At 49.9% G+C, this 17,178-nt stretch carries 15 protein-coding genes; 7 read left to right on the top strand and 8 right to left on the bottom strand.

What is annotated here, in order from left to right; all coding sequences use genetic code 11:
• The first annotated feature begins 64 nt into the window (after positions 1-64).
• Positions 65-817, top strand: coding sequence for an outer membrane protein OmpK (locus tag LZP69_RS12175; RefSeq protein ID WP_234200896.1), 753 nt, complete (start codon positions 65-67; stop codon positions 815-817).
• A 78-nt stretch (positions 818-895) separates the two neighbouring features.
• Here the strand turns inward: LZP69_RS12175 and udp are convergent, their stop codons facing one another.
• The 3 genes from udp to LZP69_RS12160 form a co-directional block, all read right to left on the bottom strand.
• Positions 896-1,654, bottom strand: coding sequence for a uridine phosphorylase (udp, locus tag LZP69_RS12170; RefSeq protein ID WP_234200895.1), 759 nt, complete (start codon positions 1,652-1,654; stop codon positions 896-898).
• Between the two features lie 366 nt (positions 1,655-2,020).
• The gene (locus LZP69_RS12165) at positions 2,021-3,196 is read right to left on the bottom strand and encodes a type III PLP-dependent enzyme (protein ID WP_234200894.1); all 1,176 of its coding nucleotides are present in this window, start codon (positions 3,194-3,196) and stop codon (positions 2,021-2,023) included.
• 247 nt (positions 3,197-3,443) lie between these two features.
• Positions 3,444-3,917, bottom strand: coding sequence for a hypothetical protein (locus LZP69_RS12160; RefSeq protein ID WP_234200893.1), 474 nt, complete (start codon positions 3,915-3,917; stop codon positions 3,444-3,446).
• A 201-nt stretch (positions 3,918-4,118) separates the two neighbouring features.
• Between LZP69_RS12160 and LZP69_RS12155 the strand changes: the two genes are divergently transcribed.
• Positions 4,119-4,955 carry a mechanosensitive ion channel family protein gene (locus LZP69_RS12155; RefSeq protein WP_234200892.1) on the top strand — a complete coding sequence of 279 codons (837 nt, stop codon included), beginning with the start codon at positions 4,119-4,121 and terminating at the stop codon, positions 4,953-4,955.
• A gap of 646 nt (positions 4,956-5,601) precedes the next feature.
• Here LZP69_RS12155 and LZP69_RS12150 read toward each other — a convergent pair.
• The 3 genes from LZP69_RS12150 to LZP69_RS12140 form a co-directional block, all read right to left on the bottom strand.
• A complete protein-coding gene (locus LZP69_RS12150) occupies positions 5,602-6,060 on the bottom strand; it encodes a GNAT family N-acetyltransferase (RefSeq protein WP_234200891.1) in 459 nt (152 codons plus the stop codon).
• A gap of 62 nt (positions 6,061-6,122) precedes the next feature.
• Entirely contained in the window at positions 6,123-7,694 is a 1,572-nt protein-coding gene (locus LZP69_RS12145; RefSeq protein WP_234200889.1) for a DHA2 family efflux MFS transporter permease subunit, read from the bottom strand.
• Positions 7,691-8,752: an HlyD family secretion protein gene (locus LZP69_RS12140; protein ID WP_234200888.1), complete on the bottom strand. Its 1,062-nt coding sequence runs from the start codon at positions 8,750-8,752 to the stop codon at positions 7,691-7,693. The genes LZP69_RS12145 and LZP69_RS12140 overlap by 4 nt, the downstream gene beginning before the upstream one ends.
• A 105-nt stretch (positions 8,753-8,857) precedes the next feature.
• Between LZP69_RS12140 and LZP69_RS12135 the strand changes: the two genes are divergently transcribed.
• From LZP69_RS12135 to LZP69_RS12125, 3 genes are all read left to right on the top strand, one after another.
• On the top strand, positions 8,858-9,790 hold the full coding sequence (locus LZP69_RS12135; protein ID WP_234200887.1) for a LysR family transcriptional regulator: 933 nt from the start codon (positions 8,858-8,860) through the stop codon (positions 9,788-9,790).
• Positions 9,791-9,900: 110 nt separating this feature from the next.
• Positions 9,901-10,626, top strand: a complete 726-nt coding sequence (locus LZP69_RS12130) for a YebC/PmpR family DNA-binding transcriptional regulator (protein WP_234200886.1) — start codon at positions 9,901-9,903, stop codon at positions 10,624-10,626.
• Positions 10,627-11,043: 417 nt separating this feature from the next.
• A complete protein-coding gene (locus LZP69_RS12125) occupies positions 11,044-12,045 on the top strand; it encodes a DUF4382 domain-containing protein (RefSeq protein WP_234200885.1) in 1,002 nt (333 codons plus the stop codon).
• Positions 12,046-12,171: 126 nt separating this feature from the next.
• On the opposite strand, the gene LZP69_RS12120 is transcribed toward LZP69_RS12125, so the two are convergent.
• A complete protein-coding gene (locus LZP69_RS12120; protein WP_234200884.1) occupies positions 12,172-13,479 on the bottom strand; it encodes an SO_0444 family Cu/Zn efflux transporter in 1,308 nt (435 codons plus the stop codon).
• 61 nt (positions 13,480-13,540) lie between these two features.
• A complete protein-coding gene (gene zntR / locus LZP69_RS12115) occupies positions 13,541-13,960 on the bottom strand; it encodes a Zn(2+)-responsive transcriptional regulator (protein ID WP_234200883.1) in 420 nt (139 codons plus the stop codon).
• 303 nt (positions 13,961-14,263) lie between these two features.
• Between zntR and purH the strand changes: the two genes are divergently transcribed.
• A complete protein-coding gene (purH, locus tag LZP69_RS12110; protein WP_234200995.1) occupies positions 14,264-15,853 on the top strand; it encodes a bifunctional phosphoribosylaminoimidazolecarboxamide formyltransferase/IMP cyclohydrolase in 1,590 nt (529 codons plus the stop codon).
• Positions 15,854-15,878: 25 nt separating this feature from the next.
• Positions 15,879-17,177 (top strand): phosphoribosylamine--glycine ligase, encoded by a 1,299-nt coding sequence (purD, locus tag LZP69_RS12105; RefSeq protein WP_234200881.1) that lies wholly within the window; start codon positions 15,879-15,881, stop codon positions 17,175-17,177.
• Position 17,178: the final 1 nt, after the last annotated feature.

The following is a 17,178-nucleotide window of genomic DNA, read 5'->3' as shown; positions in this document are numbered from 1 at the left end:
TATATGGCTAACCAGGGCTAGATTGTTCGCAAAATAAGCCTAACCCCAAAATAGAAGGTACCCGATGAAGAAGTATAATTGGCTAGCACTAGCACTCCTTGCGGCGCAACCTGCCGTCGCTGACGATATGATCCAATGGTGGGATGCAAGCGTGACTGCGCTACATGGCAGTGACTATGATTTAGCACCATCTGACAAACAGACCACTTTCACCCTAGAAACGGCCGGTGGCTGGAAATACGGTGACTGGTTCGCCTTCCAGGATTTCATCTTTTTCAATAACTCAAACGGTGAAAGCAATACCACCTATGGTGAACTCTCTCCCCGCTTCAGCCTAGGTAAGATCACTGGCCAAGAGTTTAAGTTTGGTCCTATTACCGATGTCTCTGTCGCCCTGACCCTTGAAGAGGGCGAAGGCCCAGTAGAGAGCTTCCTTTACGGTATGGGCTTAGACTTCGCTATTCCCTATTTCACCTACTTCAGCCTGAATACTTACCGCCGTGACGCCATCAGCAATGGCAATCTCAGCGATGGTTGGCAGCTGACCCCAGTATTTAGAATGGATTTCCCTGTTGGTGATTCGGCCATCGTATTTGACGGTTTCATCGACTGGGTATTTGCCAGCAGCAACAATAGTTATGAAGAGAACCTGCACATCAACCCACAAATCAAGTATGACTTAGGTGCAACCATTTTCGGTTCACAAAAGAAAAACAAACTCTTAGTGGGCTTTGAGTACGATTACTGGAAAAACAAATATGGCGTGAAAGGCGTGGATCAGAACACCTACTCAGTGATCGCTCAGTACCACTTCTAATCCCCTAACTGGTTTTGTACCCGTTATGGGATCAAAAAAGGCGCTAATTGCGCCTTTTTTATTGGATAAAACCTGAGATTAAGCCAGTAGTTTTCTCGCCGCAGCTACCACGATAGATACCGCGCTAGTCTCGGTTTTCTTCATGGTTGCTTCATCAGGGATCTCTTGTTGGGTACGGTTAACTATCACCCCAGCCACACAGGCTGCACGCCAGCCCTGGGTCGCACACATGGTAAACAGAGTCGCCGACTCCATCTCGTAGTTGAGCACGCCCATCTCCTGCCACTCTTTCATCGAACCGGCAAAACGTCGGGTTACTCGGCCAGATACGGTATCGTAACGCTCTTGGCCTGGGTAGAAGGTATCCGATGAGGCGGTAATGCCCACATGGGGCTCGATACCCGCATCGCGACAGGCGGCAACCATGGCCGTGGTACATTCGAAGTTGGCCGCTGCAGGAAACTCGAGTGGCGCAAAATGCAGACTGGCACCATCGAGGCGAACCGAGGCCTGAGTCACTATCACATCCCCCACATTAACCTGAGGCTGAATCGCCCCCGTGGTACCGACGCGTAGGAAAGTGCTCACCCCTAACTGAGCCAACTCCTCCACTGCAATCGATGTAGATGGGCCGCCAATACCGGTCGAGCAGACCACCACAGGCTTACCATCCAAATAGGCGAGGTAACTTGTATATTCCCTATGACTGGCAAGGAAGGTGGGATTATCCATCAACTCGGCAATACGCTTCACTCGCTCTGGATCGCCCGGAACGATCGCCAGAGTGGCACCGTCGAGCATGGCTTTGGTCAGGCCTAAATGAAATACATCTGACATTATGTAAACCCCTTTCATTTTTGAATATAAAATTCTTACACCTTGGACTTTAACTGAGTAACCAAGGCGATAAGGTTAACCTCATCACATTTTTATTGAAACGCAATCCCGTGATTGATGTAAAAAATTAACCAAACTTGTTTATCTATCGCTGTGAAAATATAGCAATTACACCCAGTGATGCCAGTTTGTTTAGCGGTGAGCGCAAAACCAATCGGGGAAAATCATACTCGCATGATGGCAAAGCCACACAAGATTAAAAAGCAGAGTTTAAAAAGCAGAGTTAAAAAAACAGAGAAGAGTGCCTAGACGAGGAGCAAAAACAAAAGGTCGCTGGCTCAAAATCGAACCAGCGACCAGACAAGCTTAGAGGTAGTAGTCCTTAAGCGGTGGGAAACCGTTAAAACAGACTGCCGAATAGGTGGTAGTATAGGCACCGGCGGTTAACCAATACATGCGATCGCCAATGGCTAAATCTGTTGGCAAACCATAGCTGTAATGCTCATACATGATATCGGCACTGTCGCAGGTAGGGCCGGCGATCACGCATTTATCCAGCTCACCCTGACGCTCGGTGTAGATGGGGAATTTGATCGCCTCATCCATGGTTTCAATCAGACCCGAGAATTTACCCACATCGGTAAACACCCAGCGTTCCAGCGCCGTATAGGATTTCTTGCTGATCAGCACCACCTCAGAAACTAAGACACCTGCGTTAGAGAGCAAGGAGCGGCCAGGCTCCAGGATGATCTCAGGCAGATCGTCACCAAAGTCGTCCTTAAGAAAGTGAGTGATCTCTTGGGCGTACATCTCCAGTTCATTGGTTTTATCCAGGTAATTGGCCGGGAAGCCACCGCCTAAGTTGATCATCTTCAGCTTGATGTCGTGCTCTTCCTGCAGACGGTCGAAAATCACCTTCACCTTGCCGATGGCAGAATCCCAAGCGCCGATATCACGCTGCTGCGAACCGACGTGGAAAGAGATGCCATAGGGCTCAAGACCAAGCTCCTTGGCTAACACCAAAAGCTCATAGGCCATCTCATTCTGACAGCCAAACTTGCGCGATAAAGGCCAGTCTGCCGTGTGAGTCCCTTCGGTCAGGATACGCACATAGATACGGGCACCCGGTGCTTCTTCTGCCAACATACGCAGATCCGCTTCAGAATCCGAGGCGAACATACGCACGCCTCTGGCGTAAAATTCACGCACATCTTTACGTTTCTTAATGGTGTTACCATAGCTGACTCTGTCTGTGGTGACACCAAGGTTCATCACCATATCGAGTTCATAAATAGAGGCGATATCGAAATTCGACCCTCTATCGCGCAGCAGACTGAGCACTTCGGGGGCGGGGTTTGCTTTCACAGCATAATAAACGTTGGCGTAAGGAAAATTACGCACCATGTCGTCATATTGTTTCGCAATAATCTGGGTATCGATCACGACAAACGGGGTGGGTTTGTCGGCGGCAAACGATTTAATACGTTCAAAGGTGTTAGTGTCGTAATACTCATTGACATCAATCGCTTGAAATTGGCTCATCTCGCCAGTATCTCCATAACAAAGTGAAAGTGATGTGGTTAACTCAGTAAAAAAAATCGTGCGAAGTAAACGCTATTTTTTATCTGATAGCAATGAATTTTTATGCTTAAAAAGCAACTTTTTATACCTTTGAATATAGTCAAACAAATACCTTAAATAAAGGCGTTAATAAACAGCAAGTTATTAAGCTGAAAACGAGATAAGATGGGGACAAAAATAAGCAGGATATAGAGAGAGAAATGAAAATTTATTTAATGGCCTCAAGCAAGGCTTCGCTACTGCCGACCTGAGTCATAGAGATAACAGTCAAACGCTCAAGCTTAATCACAGTGGCGCGCTTAGCATCGCCGGGCCAGTCTCGGGTTAGCTCCCCCTCGCTGTCCAGTGCAATCCTAAAGGGCAGATCACGCATCTGCGGCAGGGCAACAAACTTAGCTATCAATGAGGGCATAGCGCTGATATCGGCCACATAAAGCAGATCTTGCGGCAGCTTTTCTGAGCTCAAAGAGGTCAAGGCCTGATTGATTGTCTCACTCGCCTGCATTCCCCGGCTAAATAGCAAGATGCGCGTATCCTCAGTCAGTCTCATGGTCTGTTCATGTTGATCCTGCAGTTCAAAGGCCGGAAGTGTGTCGTCCATTGCCAGTTCTGCTGCCCATACAGTTAGGGAGATCAAGATACCTAGAGCCAGTAGCATCACTTTTATTACAGTTGCTTTCATACTTTTTCCTAATCAATTTTTATACCCGATTGGCTCGTTTCAACTATAACCTAATCAGAGGCAGCTTAGGCGACATGATAAGCAGAGCTTGAAGCCTCTCACGCTTTGAGACTCTGGTTGACAAGTATCAGATTAGCGTTATCAAATCGTTGAAAATTAAGTAACATGAATGAAATCGACACAGAGTTCAGGGACAAAACGATGAATGAAAATGGTTTAGAGCAGGAGCTGGCACAGCTGCAAAATGTCTACGATCTACTGACCGAATTTCTGGTCAATTATAGCTTTCAGCTGGTTGGGGCGACACTTATCTTACTGCTAGGACTTTGGGTCGCCAATAAGAGCTCCCATATCGTCGCCAATCAGTTTAAGAAACATGATATCGACATCACCCTGAGCAATTTTGTCTCTAACTTAGTGCGTATTTTAGTGCTCATCATCTTCGCCGTGATAGCACTGGGAAAACTCGGGATCAGTATTACCCCTATGGTCGCCGCGATAGGTGCCGCCTCTCTCGGTGCGGGTTTAGCCCTGCAGGGGATGCTGTCTAACTATGCCGCCGGGATCACCATAATCGTCACTCGCCCTTTTGTTATAGGCAATACTATCGAAGTCAAAGGGGTTAGCGGTGTCGTCAAAGAGATCCATTTAGGCTTGACCCTATTAACCAACGAAGAGGGGGAAGTGATCTCTATCCCTAATAAACACATTATTGGGGAGATACTCCACAACTCCTTCGAGTTCAAATTAGTAACTACTCACTTTAATCTGCAATACGATACAGATGTGGATCGAGTGATCGCCATACTCAACAATCTACTGGCGAATAATCCCGCCATCAGCCAGGAGAGAGCGGCCCAGATAGGCATTGAGGGGTTTAACAGCATTGGCATTGAACTTGGCATACGTTACTGGATCCCCACGCAACATTACTATCAGCATAAGTATCAAGTGAACTTAGCACTGATAAACGCATTGCAAGAAGCCGGGATCACCATCCCCTGCCCAGTACGGGAGATCCATATAGAAAGAGGATAAAAAGGCGATCATCAAGCGATACCAAAGCAGTCAAAAGCTATTGCTTAAATGAGCATTAACCACTTTTAAGCGAAAATTAAAAGACAAAAACAGCAGACTTCACTATTGGGGATAGATTAAACAGTGTTATGTTCGACACAAAAGAGTCAAAAATACTGAGAAATTGACCGATAAATTGATCTCGTTCAATTAATGCGCAGATATAAAAAGCTAGACTGCACAGGTAAATTTTAATCGAGCAAGATTTAGCTGGATTAAGGCTTACCTTTTAAAGAATGGCTGCATTAGCCTTCATACGCATAAAGATAATAAAGATGCAAATAGTACAGCAACTGCAAGACAGGCGTGGGATAGTACGGCATAGCGAAGAACATTGGACTTTGATGAGTGCCGAGCAAAAAATTTCCCTCTATAACCTGCACCGATTTGGTTATCGGCTGTTGTTCGTCCGTCATTTGCCATCTGGACCTCTGGCCGTTATCGCGCAACACGATCGACTATCTACCATAGATAGATACGGGGATATTGACGATAGTCCAAAGATCCACTTGAGGAACTAACATCTCCATAGCTTAGCTAATAAGAAGATGATTTCCCGACATAAAGGAGCACCATTTGTGCTCCTTTATTCTGTCAGAAACAGGCTCTAATCCATTGCCGCCAACCGCATGTCCACGTGAGGAATACCGTCCTCCAGATAAACCGCCGACTCGGTGACAAACCCCAGACCTTGATAAAACCCTTGCAGATGTGCCTGAGCGCCGATCTGAATCGCCGTCTGTGGCCATTGACGTCTGGCGATAGCGATAGCGCGCTGCATCAACTCAAAGGCCAGTCCCTGATTGCGCGCCGCTTCGACCACTAATACTCTGCCAATGCTGGCATCTGAATAACTCACCCCGGGCGCCAGCACTCTGGCATAGGCCAAAACTGAGCCCTGTTCATCTGTGGCCAGTAGATGGCGGGTATCGGACAAACAATCTTTACCGTCCAGCTCAGGATAAGGACAGTTCTGCTCCACAACGAAAATATCCACCCGAGTTTTAAGTAACTGATACAACTGCTTTGTGGTCAGTTCTGCAAAGCCATAATCTTGCCAATTCACCCGCGACTCCTTCTCCAATTAAGCCGACCTAGCATACAGACAAAGCCACAGGATAAACAGCACTAGGCCTGAGTCGGTTTTCTGATCAGCACCACAGACAGGACGGCGATCAAAAGTAATCCAGAGATGATCAAAAACACATCGTTGTAGGCCTGAATATAGGCCTGCTGCATCATGGTTTTCGCCAGCAGCGCATTGGCCTGCGCCTTGGCAGTAATGGGATCGGACCCGCCCTGAATTAACATCTGAGTGGTTTGATTAAGATATTCATAGGCTTGGCTGCTCACGGCGCTGACCGTCTGCTTCATATCGGCAAAATGGGTACGGTACTGCACATCGATAAGGGTCGACACCAAAGCAATGCCGCAGGCGCCGCCTAGGTTGCGTATCACGTTAAGCACGGTCGAGGCCGATGCGTTCTCACTCTTATGCAGATGCATGGTGGCCACTATGCCTATGGGCACAATCACAAAGGGCTGTCCTAGTGCGCGCACTATCTGCGCCAGCACCATCTGATCACCTGCAAAATCCAGCGTCATCTGGCTGTTCAAATAGTTGCTCAGCCCGAACAGGGCAAAACCGAATGCGGCAAGATAGCGGGCATCGAAACGCTCCACCAGCCGAGGCACCAGGGGCAATACCAGTAACTGGGGGAATCCCATCCACATGATCACTTCGCCTATCTCCAGCGGTGTATAGTTGTGGATCTGCGACAGGTAGAGGGGGATCATATAGATAGAGGCAAACAGCGCCAGCCCAAGCAGAAAATAGGCGATAGTGGACAGCGCAAAATCCCTCTGCCCTAATAATCTGAGGTTAACCAGAGGCGCACTTTTCTTCAGCTGAATATAGACAAACAGGCTTAAATTGAGCGCCGCGATAATCGCCAGAGATTGGATAAGATCGCTGCCAAACCAGTCTTTGCGGTTGCCCTCCTCCAGCACCACCTCCAGACACCCCATCCCCAGCGCCATGGTAAGGATCCCCGAATAGTCGGCGTTTTTCAATTGTTGCCAGGCTATGGGTTTAGCCTGCAAGCCATAGGCGAGCATCCCCAGCACCAGCAGTCCGGGCGGCAGATTGATGTAGAACAGATAGTGCCAGCTAAATTGCTCGGTCAGCCAACCGCCCAGTGTCGGGCCGATAGAGGGCGCAAAAGTGGCTGTCACCCCAAAGAGCGCCATGCCGGTCGCCCGTTTATTATCGGGCAACAGCTCCAGAATCAAGCGAAACGCCAGGGGAATAAGCGCGCCGCCGAAGAATCCCTGCAGGGCGCGAAAGACTATCATGGACTCCAGATTCCAGGAGAGAGAGCACAAAATAGATGCCAGAATAAAGGCCGTTGTGCTCCACAGCAGGTAGCGCCTGACCGACAAGCCCTGACTCAGCCAGCCCGAGAGAGGAATGGCGATCATTTCGGCCACCAGATAGGCGGTGGAGATCCAGGAGCCCTCCTCCAGAGTCGCCCCCAGACTGCCCTGGATCTCCTTCATCGAAGCGTTGGTGATCTGAATATCCAGAATCGCCATAAAGGCGCCGATCAGACCCGCCATCACCCCTATCCAGGAGCGAAAACTCCCCCGCTCATAGCCTTGAGGAATGTCGGTCTGTGAGTCCAGGGCAAGCTCGCTCATTGTGCAGCCTTAGTGTTATTAGCGAGGGCACGAGACTGAGGGTCGTCGCGGGTATCGACCTTAACCACGGCACTCAGGCCGGGGACGATACGCTCGCTCGAATCCAGCTCCAGGCGGATACGCACCGGAATTCGCTGCACTATCTTAGTGAAGTTACCCGTGGCATTCTCCGCCGGTAACAGACTGAATTTGGCACCAGAAGCCGGTGACAGACTATCGATAACACCTGTAAAGGCTTTGTCGGGAAACGCATCGAGATAGACCTGTACTTGCTGCCCTGGCTGCATATGTTGGATCTGGGTCTCTTTAAAATTGGCCGTGATCCACACCTTGCCCTCTGGTACCAAACTATAAAGCGCTTGTCCTGGCTGTACATATTGGCCGGACAGGGCGCCACGCTTGCCTATCACCCCATCGAAGGGGGCGCGGATCTGAGTATCCGCAAGCTGAATTTGTGCCAGATCGAGCCCGGCCTTAGCTAAATCCACCTGAGACTGACTCTGCACAAATTGCGCGTTCAGCACCTCCAGCTCCGCTTGCCTGGCCACCAGCGCGGCGTTGGCCTCATCGAGATGCCCCACCGCCGAATCGAAGTCCGCTTTGGCCTGATCCACTTCATCCTGGGAGCTGTAATCCTGATGTTTAAGCTGATTGGTGCGTGTTAACTGCTGAGAGGCGCGTACCTGCTCGGCCTTGGCCGTGGTAACCGCCGCACTCGCCTGGCGGATAAGTGCGTGTTGCAGCGCGACTTTCGCCGCCAGGGTCTGCAGTTCGGCATTGCTGCTGTCAAAATTGGCCTGGCTCTGGGCAACCTTAGCCCGGTATTGATCTGACTCTAACACCGCCAGCAACTGGCCTTTCTTAACATGCTGATTATCTGTCACATCTGTGCTGACCACATAGCCTGGCACCTTGACACTGATGTTGGAGATATCCGCTTCCACGTAGGCATTGTCTGTGGACTCGACAAAGCGGATCTGCTGCCACCAATAAACCCCTCCCACAATGAGAGTCAGTCCCACTAGAGGGAACAAAATTAACAATCGGCGCTTTGACATTGTGACTCCAAATAAATCTTGATCTAGGTCACACAGTTTACTACTGTCTTATAATATTTATTAGATACCTAAAAAATTACTAACTGTTTCACTGGTGTAACAATAATGGATTTAAACCGTATTCAGATGTTTGCCCAAGTGGTGGAGAAAGGCAGCTTTACTAAAGCCGCCAAAGCCCTAGGTTTGACTAAGGCCACTGTTAGCCGAAAGATTGCCGAGTTGGAAACCGACTCAGGTGTGCAGCTTTTGTATCGCACCACACGGGCACTCAAGCTCACCGAGGCGGGAAGTGCCTATTACAATAAGATCCAGCGGATCTTAATCGATCTGCAAAGCGCCGAAGATCAGCTCAGCGCCAGTCAGGACACTATCACGGGCAATTTAGCCATAGTTTGCCCCATAGAGTTAGGTCAGCTGTTTTTTGGCCGCATCTTCGCTCGCTTTTTAGAACGCTATCCCGAGATAAAGATGGAGGCCGAGTTAACCAACCGCAAAGTGGATGTGATTGAGGAGGGAGTGGATATCCTGTTCCAGGTCGCCGAGGTGGCCGATCCCAGATTACAGTCCTATCGGGTGCTCAATACGGTCAAATCTTTGATGGCCAGCCCTAGCTACCTGGCAAAATATGGCGAGCCTAAAACCCCAGATGAGCTGCAAGATCACAAGGCAATCCAATTAAAATCGACCCATATCGATGGCGGCTGGACCCTGTTTGATGGCAAAAAATGGCTCACGGTTGAGCCAGAAGCCCAGCTGTCGGTCAATAATGTGACCCTAGCACGAGAAGCGGCAATCGAAGGTTTGGGCATAGCCACAGTGCCGAATCTCATCGCACAAAACGCCCTACAGGAGGGCACATTAGTCAGCCTGCTCCAGGATTTCCCCATGGCACAAACCTGTGTCACGCTCAGCTTTCCTCGCCGCGCCTACTTACCCCGAAAATACCGCGCCTTTATCGAGTTTTTCTATCAGACACTACTGGAGAACAGGCCCGATGAAGTGCTGGAGATCCCAGAGTTTCTCGAACTCAAACGCTAAAAAACTCAGCCCAGGCCAAGGAATCGATAAAATCCGGCTTCAAGTCTGCAAAACTGCCAATAAAGCTGCTAAAATTGCCGCAATTTTTTTAGCACAGAGATTGAGCAAAGATGGGAAGAGCGTACCAAAACCGCAAAGAATCTATGGCCAAAACGGCTGGACAAAAAACGAGACTTTATTCTCGCTACGGGAAAGAACTCTATGTTTGCGCAAAAAATGGCGGCCCCGATCCCGACGGCAACTTGTCCCTGCGCCACATGATCGCTAAGGCGAAAAAAGATCAGGTGCCTGCTCATGTGATTGAGCGCGCATTGGAAAAAGCCAAAGGCGGCGCTGGTGAAGATTATGAAACCGCACGTTACGAAGGCTTTAGCCCTGGCGGCGCTATGGTGATAGTCGATTGTCTTACCGACAACGGCAAACGTACTTTCACCGAAGTGCGTCAGGCCTTCGTGAAAAACGATGCTAAGCTTGGCGGCCCAGGCACTGTTGGCCATATGTTCGACCATCAAGCCGTCTTTGCCTTTAAGGGTGAGGATGAAGAAGCCGTACTTGAGCTGTTAATGATGGCCGATGTGGACGTAGCCGACATCGAAGTGGAAGAGGGTATCATCAGCGTCTTTGCACCTCACACAGAGTTTAACAAGGCGAAAACCGCACTGAACGATGCCATGCCAGATACTGAGCTGGAAGTGGAAGAGATCGCCTTCGTGCCGCAAACCATGACAGAAATAACCGATCCTGAAGTGATTGAGCAGTTCGAGAAGTTTATCGCGGCACTGGAAGATTGTGACGATGTGCAAAACGTCTATCACAATGCGGAATTAAAAGCTTAAGGCCGATTTCCCCCCCGCTAAGCGAGTGTTAATTCAAGGGTGAATTAAGCTGTAAACTTGGCTGCAGTCTAAAACAAAATCTAAAACAAAATCTGAATCGATTTATCATCAATGTCTTGGTGATAAATCGATTTTTTTATGGTTAAAACGCCCGTTTTTTAACCCTATTTTTTTGACTATAGTCAATGCTTTGTCGCTTTACGTCATTGAGATAATTTTCTCAACAATATTTTCACGAAAATGCGACAAAAAGCCCATAAATAGTGGACTTCACCTTATAATCCACTATCCTAAATTCTATCTACAAAGCGTTTTAGTGGCGCAGTGTGGGTTCACTTTTTATGTTCAACAGTGACCTGCTGCGGCGCTTGAGCACTGTCCTTAACCCATGATTCTAAACTGATGAATAGGTATCTTATGAAGTACACTAAATCAATAATTGCCCTCTCACTCACAGCTCTGCTCGCCGCCTGTGGTGGTGATGATAAAAAAGATGATGTTGGTAAGGTAAGCTTAGGGGTTTCAGATAATCCAGCCAATGCCAAAGTCGTCAACATCGCCTTTAAACAAGTGGTACTCAAACCCGTTGACGGCGGCGATCCACTCTCTTTCGATGTCACCGAAAACGGCGAACTGAAACATGTGGATCTGCTGACGGTTCAGGGGCAAGAGATAGAGCCTCTCATCACAGGTGTCGAAGTGCCTGTGGGTGAATACCAGATGTGTATCTACATGCAGCGAGATGAAGTCGCTAATCCAGATGGTTCTTATGTAGAAACTGACACAGGTATCGAAGGTTTAACCACCAACAGTAATGGTAGTTGTGGCGGTGTCGGCGCCGATGAGGCAAATTCGGGTCGCCTCTTCTTCAATAAACAATTCACCATAGCCGCAGGTAACAATGACTTCGTGGCCGAGTTTGACCTAAATCAGGGCCTGCAGGCGCCACATGGCAATAAAGCCTACTGGACACTCAAACCTACCTCAGTGCAATTAGTCAATAATGCCGAAGTGGGCGCCATCCACGGTATGGTTAGCGATACAGCCATGACGGATTGTGAAACCGATTTTGGCGGTTCAACATTTAGCCATGCAGTGTACCTCTACCCGGATGCTACCGATCTGGCTAACATGGTCGATTTCCGTCCAGCTGCTGACGTTGTTGCTCCTCAGGTCGCTCCGCTCTCTGCCGCCCGCGTTAACGAAGTGCTAGATGAGAATGACAATGTGACCGGCTATGAGTACGAGTTTGGTTTCGTAGCTGCTGGTACATACAGCCTAGGTTATACCTGTAGTGCCCAGAATGATGATCCTGAGTCTACCAACCCTGCCGATGATCTTACTGCACCGGTGAAGATCTTCAGCGATCAGCAAGCCATTGCTGTTACTGAAGGTAATACCACAGAAGCCGATTTCTAAGGATTTGGGCTTTTAACGGCATCATTGCCAATCAGATCAACAAAGGCACTCTTATGAGTGCCTTTTGTTTTTACTGCCATACTTTTCCTGTCAGGCTTTTTCTTGTCGCACTTTTTCTTGTCTCGCTTATGAACAGCAATCTCGGCGCCACCAGTTTTTCGGCAATTTGTTGAATAAAACTCTTAGCATCAAGAGGGCTAAGATGATTCCGGATGTATAGACTACCGGCGCGGGCAACAGACTGTGCTGCTCACCCACTTGCGGCATCACCACAAAGCCAAAGGTCGCCACCAGGTAGTTGACTATCACCCCTGAGATCAGCGCAACCCCGAGTACACCGCCGAGATAACCGTAAAGCGCACGCTTCCCCAGCTCCTTGGTGACCACACCTAAGGTGGCAATGTTAGTCGCAGGACCGGCCAGCATAAACACCAACACGGCGCCGGGCGAGACACCGGCCAATAGCAGACCAGCAGCAATTGGGGTCGATGCCGTGGCGCAGATATACATAGGCACAGAGATCAGCACCATCACCAACATAGCCAGTATGCCATCGCCCCACTTGGCCATGAAATCACCGGGTACGTAAGTTTGCACTAACGCTGCGAAGAACAGACCGATAAGCAACCAGACTGTGGTATCGCGCACTAGATCTGTGGCGGCATACTGTAGACCTTTGCCCATACGTGATAACACTGATCTGTTTTCCAATTCTGTCTTCGCTTCCTGCTTACTGCTACAGCAGCTGGAGGTCTGCTTAGTCTCTGGCTTAAGTTCTGTCTTAAGTTCTGACTCAGACTTAGCCTCTTGCTTACTGCTACAGCAGCTAGAAACGGGTTCTGCCTTAGCCTCTTGTTTACTACTGCTGCAACAACTAGAAACAGATTCTGCCTTAGCCTCTTGTTTACTACTGCTGCAACAGCTAGAAACTGACTCTGCCTTAGCCTCTTGTTTACTGCTGCTACAGCAGCTAGAAACGGGTTCTGCCTTAACGACTTCTCTGTTTGCGGCATTCTCTTGCGACTCAATCTTCGCCTCGGCTTCATCCCGCCCAACTAATAAACCGGCGACAATGGCACTGCTCACGGCCGCTATGGGTCTTACCACAGCCATAAAAGGTCCAAGCAACACATAAGAAACACTGACCGAGTCGATGCCAGTCTCTGGGGTCGATACTAAAAAGGAAGTGGTCGCCGCCTTAGATGCCCCCGAACGCCTCAGCCCTACCGCAGCCGGGATCACCCCACAAGAACACAGAGGCAAAGGCGCACCTAGAAGGGCCGCCTTGATCGTGGTTTTTACCCCATGCCCGCCGAGCTGCTTATGCATCCAACTCATAGGCACAAACATCTTTAACATACCGGCCAGGATTAATCCCATCATCAACCAGGGGGCCGACTCTAAAAACAGATCGATAAAATTACTCAATAACATGATGTTTATTACCCTTTAGCTCGATTGGCTGATTTGTTCACTGCTGAGTGAGTTTCACAGGTCACCTGATTATCATTTTATCATTCGATTCCAGCGCCTCTAGAATTGAGCAGTGCTCCGCGCTTTCCGGTCCGCCACAACAGGCATCGGACAGGCGTTGCAGTGACACTCTAAAGGCGTCCAGCTCGGCAATTTTGGCTTCCACTTGGGTCAGCTTAATATCCACCATCCCCTTTACATCGCTGCAGGCCCAATTGGATTTATCCAACTCGATAGAGAGCAGCTCTGTGATCTCTGCCAGGGTAAAGCCCACCGCCTTCGCCCGCAGGATAAAGCGCAAACGCTGGGCATCCTGCTGGGTGTAAAGGCGATAACCGGCATCGCTGCGCATCGATGGGGCCAATAAGCCATGTTTCTCGTAGAAACGCAGGGTATCGGCCTTTACCTCACACTCACTCGCCAACTCACCGATTCGGTACATATCCAGTTCCCGTTACTTTCCACATAAGCCTTAGTATAAACCTTAGAGTTAAATCCAAGGTCAAGGGTTTATCACACTTTTCTTACCCGCTTTTTATCCCCGAGCTTGTTCGCCTAAGCGTATTGTGAAATCACACAGAAAAAAACAGCACGGCAGGGCATTTTACGATAAAATACGCGCGCTACGAAAAGGTCATCCATTTGAGGGCCTTTTGGAAAGCATAACTAGGCCCTTGATGCCGCTGTTACTGTTCTGCTTTCCGAAAGATCCTTAAACCCTACAAAAACTGGACCCATGACCCAAATGAATAATGCCAGACCTATTCGTCGCGCGCTGCTTAGCGTTTCAGATAAAACCGGAATCCTTGAATTTGCACAAGCCCTGCATGCTCAAGGGGTTGAACTGCTCTCTACAGGCGGCACGGCTCGCCTGCTTGCAGACAATGGCGTGCCTGTTATCGAAGTCTCTGACTACACAGGTCATCCCGAGATCATGGACGGTCGTGTCAAAACATTACACCCTAAAGTGCATGGTGGTATCTTAGGCCGCCGCGGAATCGATGAAGTGGTGATGGAGCAAAATGCCATCAAACCTATCGATCTGGTGGCCGTTAACCTCTATCCCTTTGCCGACACAGTCGCTAAAGAAGGCTGCACCCTGGCCGATGCCATCGAGAATATCGATATTGGCGGCCCGACTATGGTGCGCTCGACGGCGAAAAACCACAAAGACACCACTATTGTTGTGAACGCGAAAGACTATGATCGCGTTATTGCCGAGATGCAGGCCAACGACGGCAGCACCACCTTAGAAACCCGTTTCGATCTGGCCATCGCGGCCTTCGAACACACGGCCGCCTACGACGGCATGATAGCCAACTACTTCGGTACTCTGGTTCCGGCCCACAGCCAGGATGAGTGTCACAGCGACTCTAAGTTCCCGCGCACTTACAATACCCAGTTGGTGAAAAAACAAGATCTGCGTTACGGCGAAAACAGCCACCAGAGCGCCGCCTTCTATGTAGATCTGAATATTGATGAAGCCTCAGTTGCCAGCGCAGTGCAGCTGCAGGGTAAGGCCCTCTCTTACAACAATATCGCCGATACCGATGCCGCACTCGAGTGTGTGAAAGAGTTCAGCGAGCCCGCCTGTGTTATCGTCAAACACGCCAACCCTTGTGGTGTTGCCATAGGTAGCGATCTGCTCGATGCCTACAACCGTGCTTACCAGACAGACCCGACTTCAGCCTTCGGTGGCATTATCGCCTTCAACGGCGAACTGGACGCTGCAACCGCCAGCGCCATAGTTGAGCGTCAGTTTGTTGAGGTGATCATCGCGCCAACAGTGAGCCAGGAAGCCCGTGATGTAGTGGCAGCCAAAGCCAACGTGCGCCTGCTAGAGTGTGGTCAGTGGAACAGCAAAACCCGCAGCTTAGATTACAAACGCGTCAACGGCGGCCTGCTTATCCAAGATCGCGACCAAGGCATGGTTGAGCAAGGCGACATTAAAGTGGTCACAGAGCGTCAGCCTACCGAGGCCGAGATGAAAGATCTGATGTTCTGCTGGAAAGTGGCCAAGTTCGTTAAATCGAACGCCATCGTCTACGCCAAAGACAAGATGACTATCGGTGTCGGTGCAGGCCAGATGAGCCGTGTATACAGCGCCAAAGTGGCCGGTATCAAGGCCGCCGATGAGAACTTGGAAGTGGTTGGCTCTGTGATGGCATCAGACGCCTTCTTCCCCTTCCGCGACGGCATCGATGCCGCGGCGGCCGCTGGGATCAGCTGTATTATCCAGCCTGGCGGTTCTATCCGTGATGAAGAGATCATCCAGGCAGCTAACGAGCATGGTATGGCCATGGTATTTACCGGCATGCGTCACTTCCGCCACTAATTGAAAATTAATGAGGTAGATAAAGATGAAGGTTCTTGTTATTGGTGGCGGCGGCCGTGAACACGCGCTCGCGTGGAAAGCGGCACAGTCAGCACAAGTTGAAACCGTATTTGTTGCACCGGGTAATGCAGGCACGGCACTGGAGCCTAAGCTGGAAAATGTGGCTATCAATGTTGAAGCGATCCAAGACTTAGTGGAATTTGCCCAGCAAAATGCCATCGCGCTCACCATAGTCGGACCAGAAGTGCCCCTATCTCTGGGTGTAGTCGATGCCTTTAATGCCGCAGGTTTGGCCATTTTTGGCCCAACCCAGGGTGCAGCGCAGCTGGAATCTTCCAAAGCCTTTACCAAGGATTTCCTTGCCCGCCACAATATTCCTACGGCAGCTTACTCCAACTTCACCGAGATTGAGCCCGCTAAGGCTTATGTCGCCGATGTTACAGCTAGCACAGGTTTTCCTATCGTGATCAAAGCCGATGGTCTGGCCGCGGGTAAAGGGGTGATCATAGCTCAAGATCAGGCTGAGGCCGATGCAGCAATCGAAGATATGCTGGCAGGAAATAAGTTTGGTGACGCCGGTTCTCGCGTGGTGATCGAGGAGTTCCTCAAGGGCGAAGAAGCAAGCTTCATCGTGATGGTGGATGGTAAGAATATTCTCGCAATGGCCTCAAGCCAAGATCATAAGGCACGCGATAATGGCGACAACGGTCCAAACACTGGCGGCATGGGGGCTTATTCACCTGCACCAGTGGTGACCCAAACTGTACACGACTGGACCATAGACAATGTTATCCGCCCAACAGTGGATGGCATGGCAGCAGAAGGTAACACCTACACAGGTTTCCTCTATGCCGGTCTGATGATAGCGCCCGATGGCAGCGCCAAGGTATTGGAATACAACTGCCGTTTTGGCGACCCAGAAACGCAGCCTATCATGATGCGCTTAAAGTCGGATCTGGTTGAACTCTGTCTGGCGGCCACCCGTGGCGAGCTCGATAAAGTCAGCGCCGAGTTCGACTCGCGCGCCGCAGTGGGTGTGGTGATGGCCGCTGGCGGTTACCCTGACAGTTACCGCAAGCACGATGTGATTGATGGCCTGACTCTGGGTAATGATAACGCCAAGGTGTTCCATGCTGGCACCAGTATGAAGGATGGTCATGTGGTCACTAATGGCGGGCGCGTCTTATGTGCCACCGCACTGGGCCAGAGTGTTACCGAGGCGCAGCAAGCCGCCTATGGCTTAGTGGATGCCATCCATTGGGATGATGTCTATTTCCGCACCGATATCGCTTATCGCGCAATCGCAAGGGAAGCGAAAGGCTAAG

Origin of the sequence: Shewanella sp. AS1 (assembly GCF_021412565.1) — a bacterium.
Lineage (GTDB): Bacteria > Pseudomonadota > Gammaproteobacteria > Enterobacterales > Shewanellaceae > Shewanella.
This window is presented reverse-complemented; position numbering and strand designations above follow the sequence as displayed.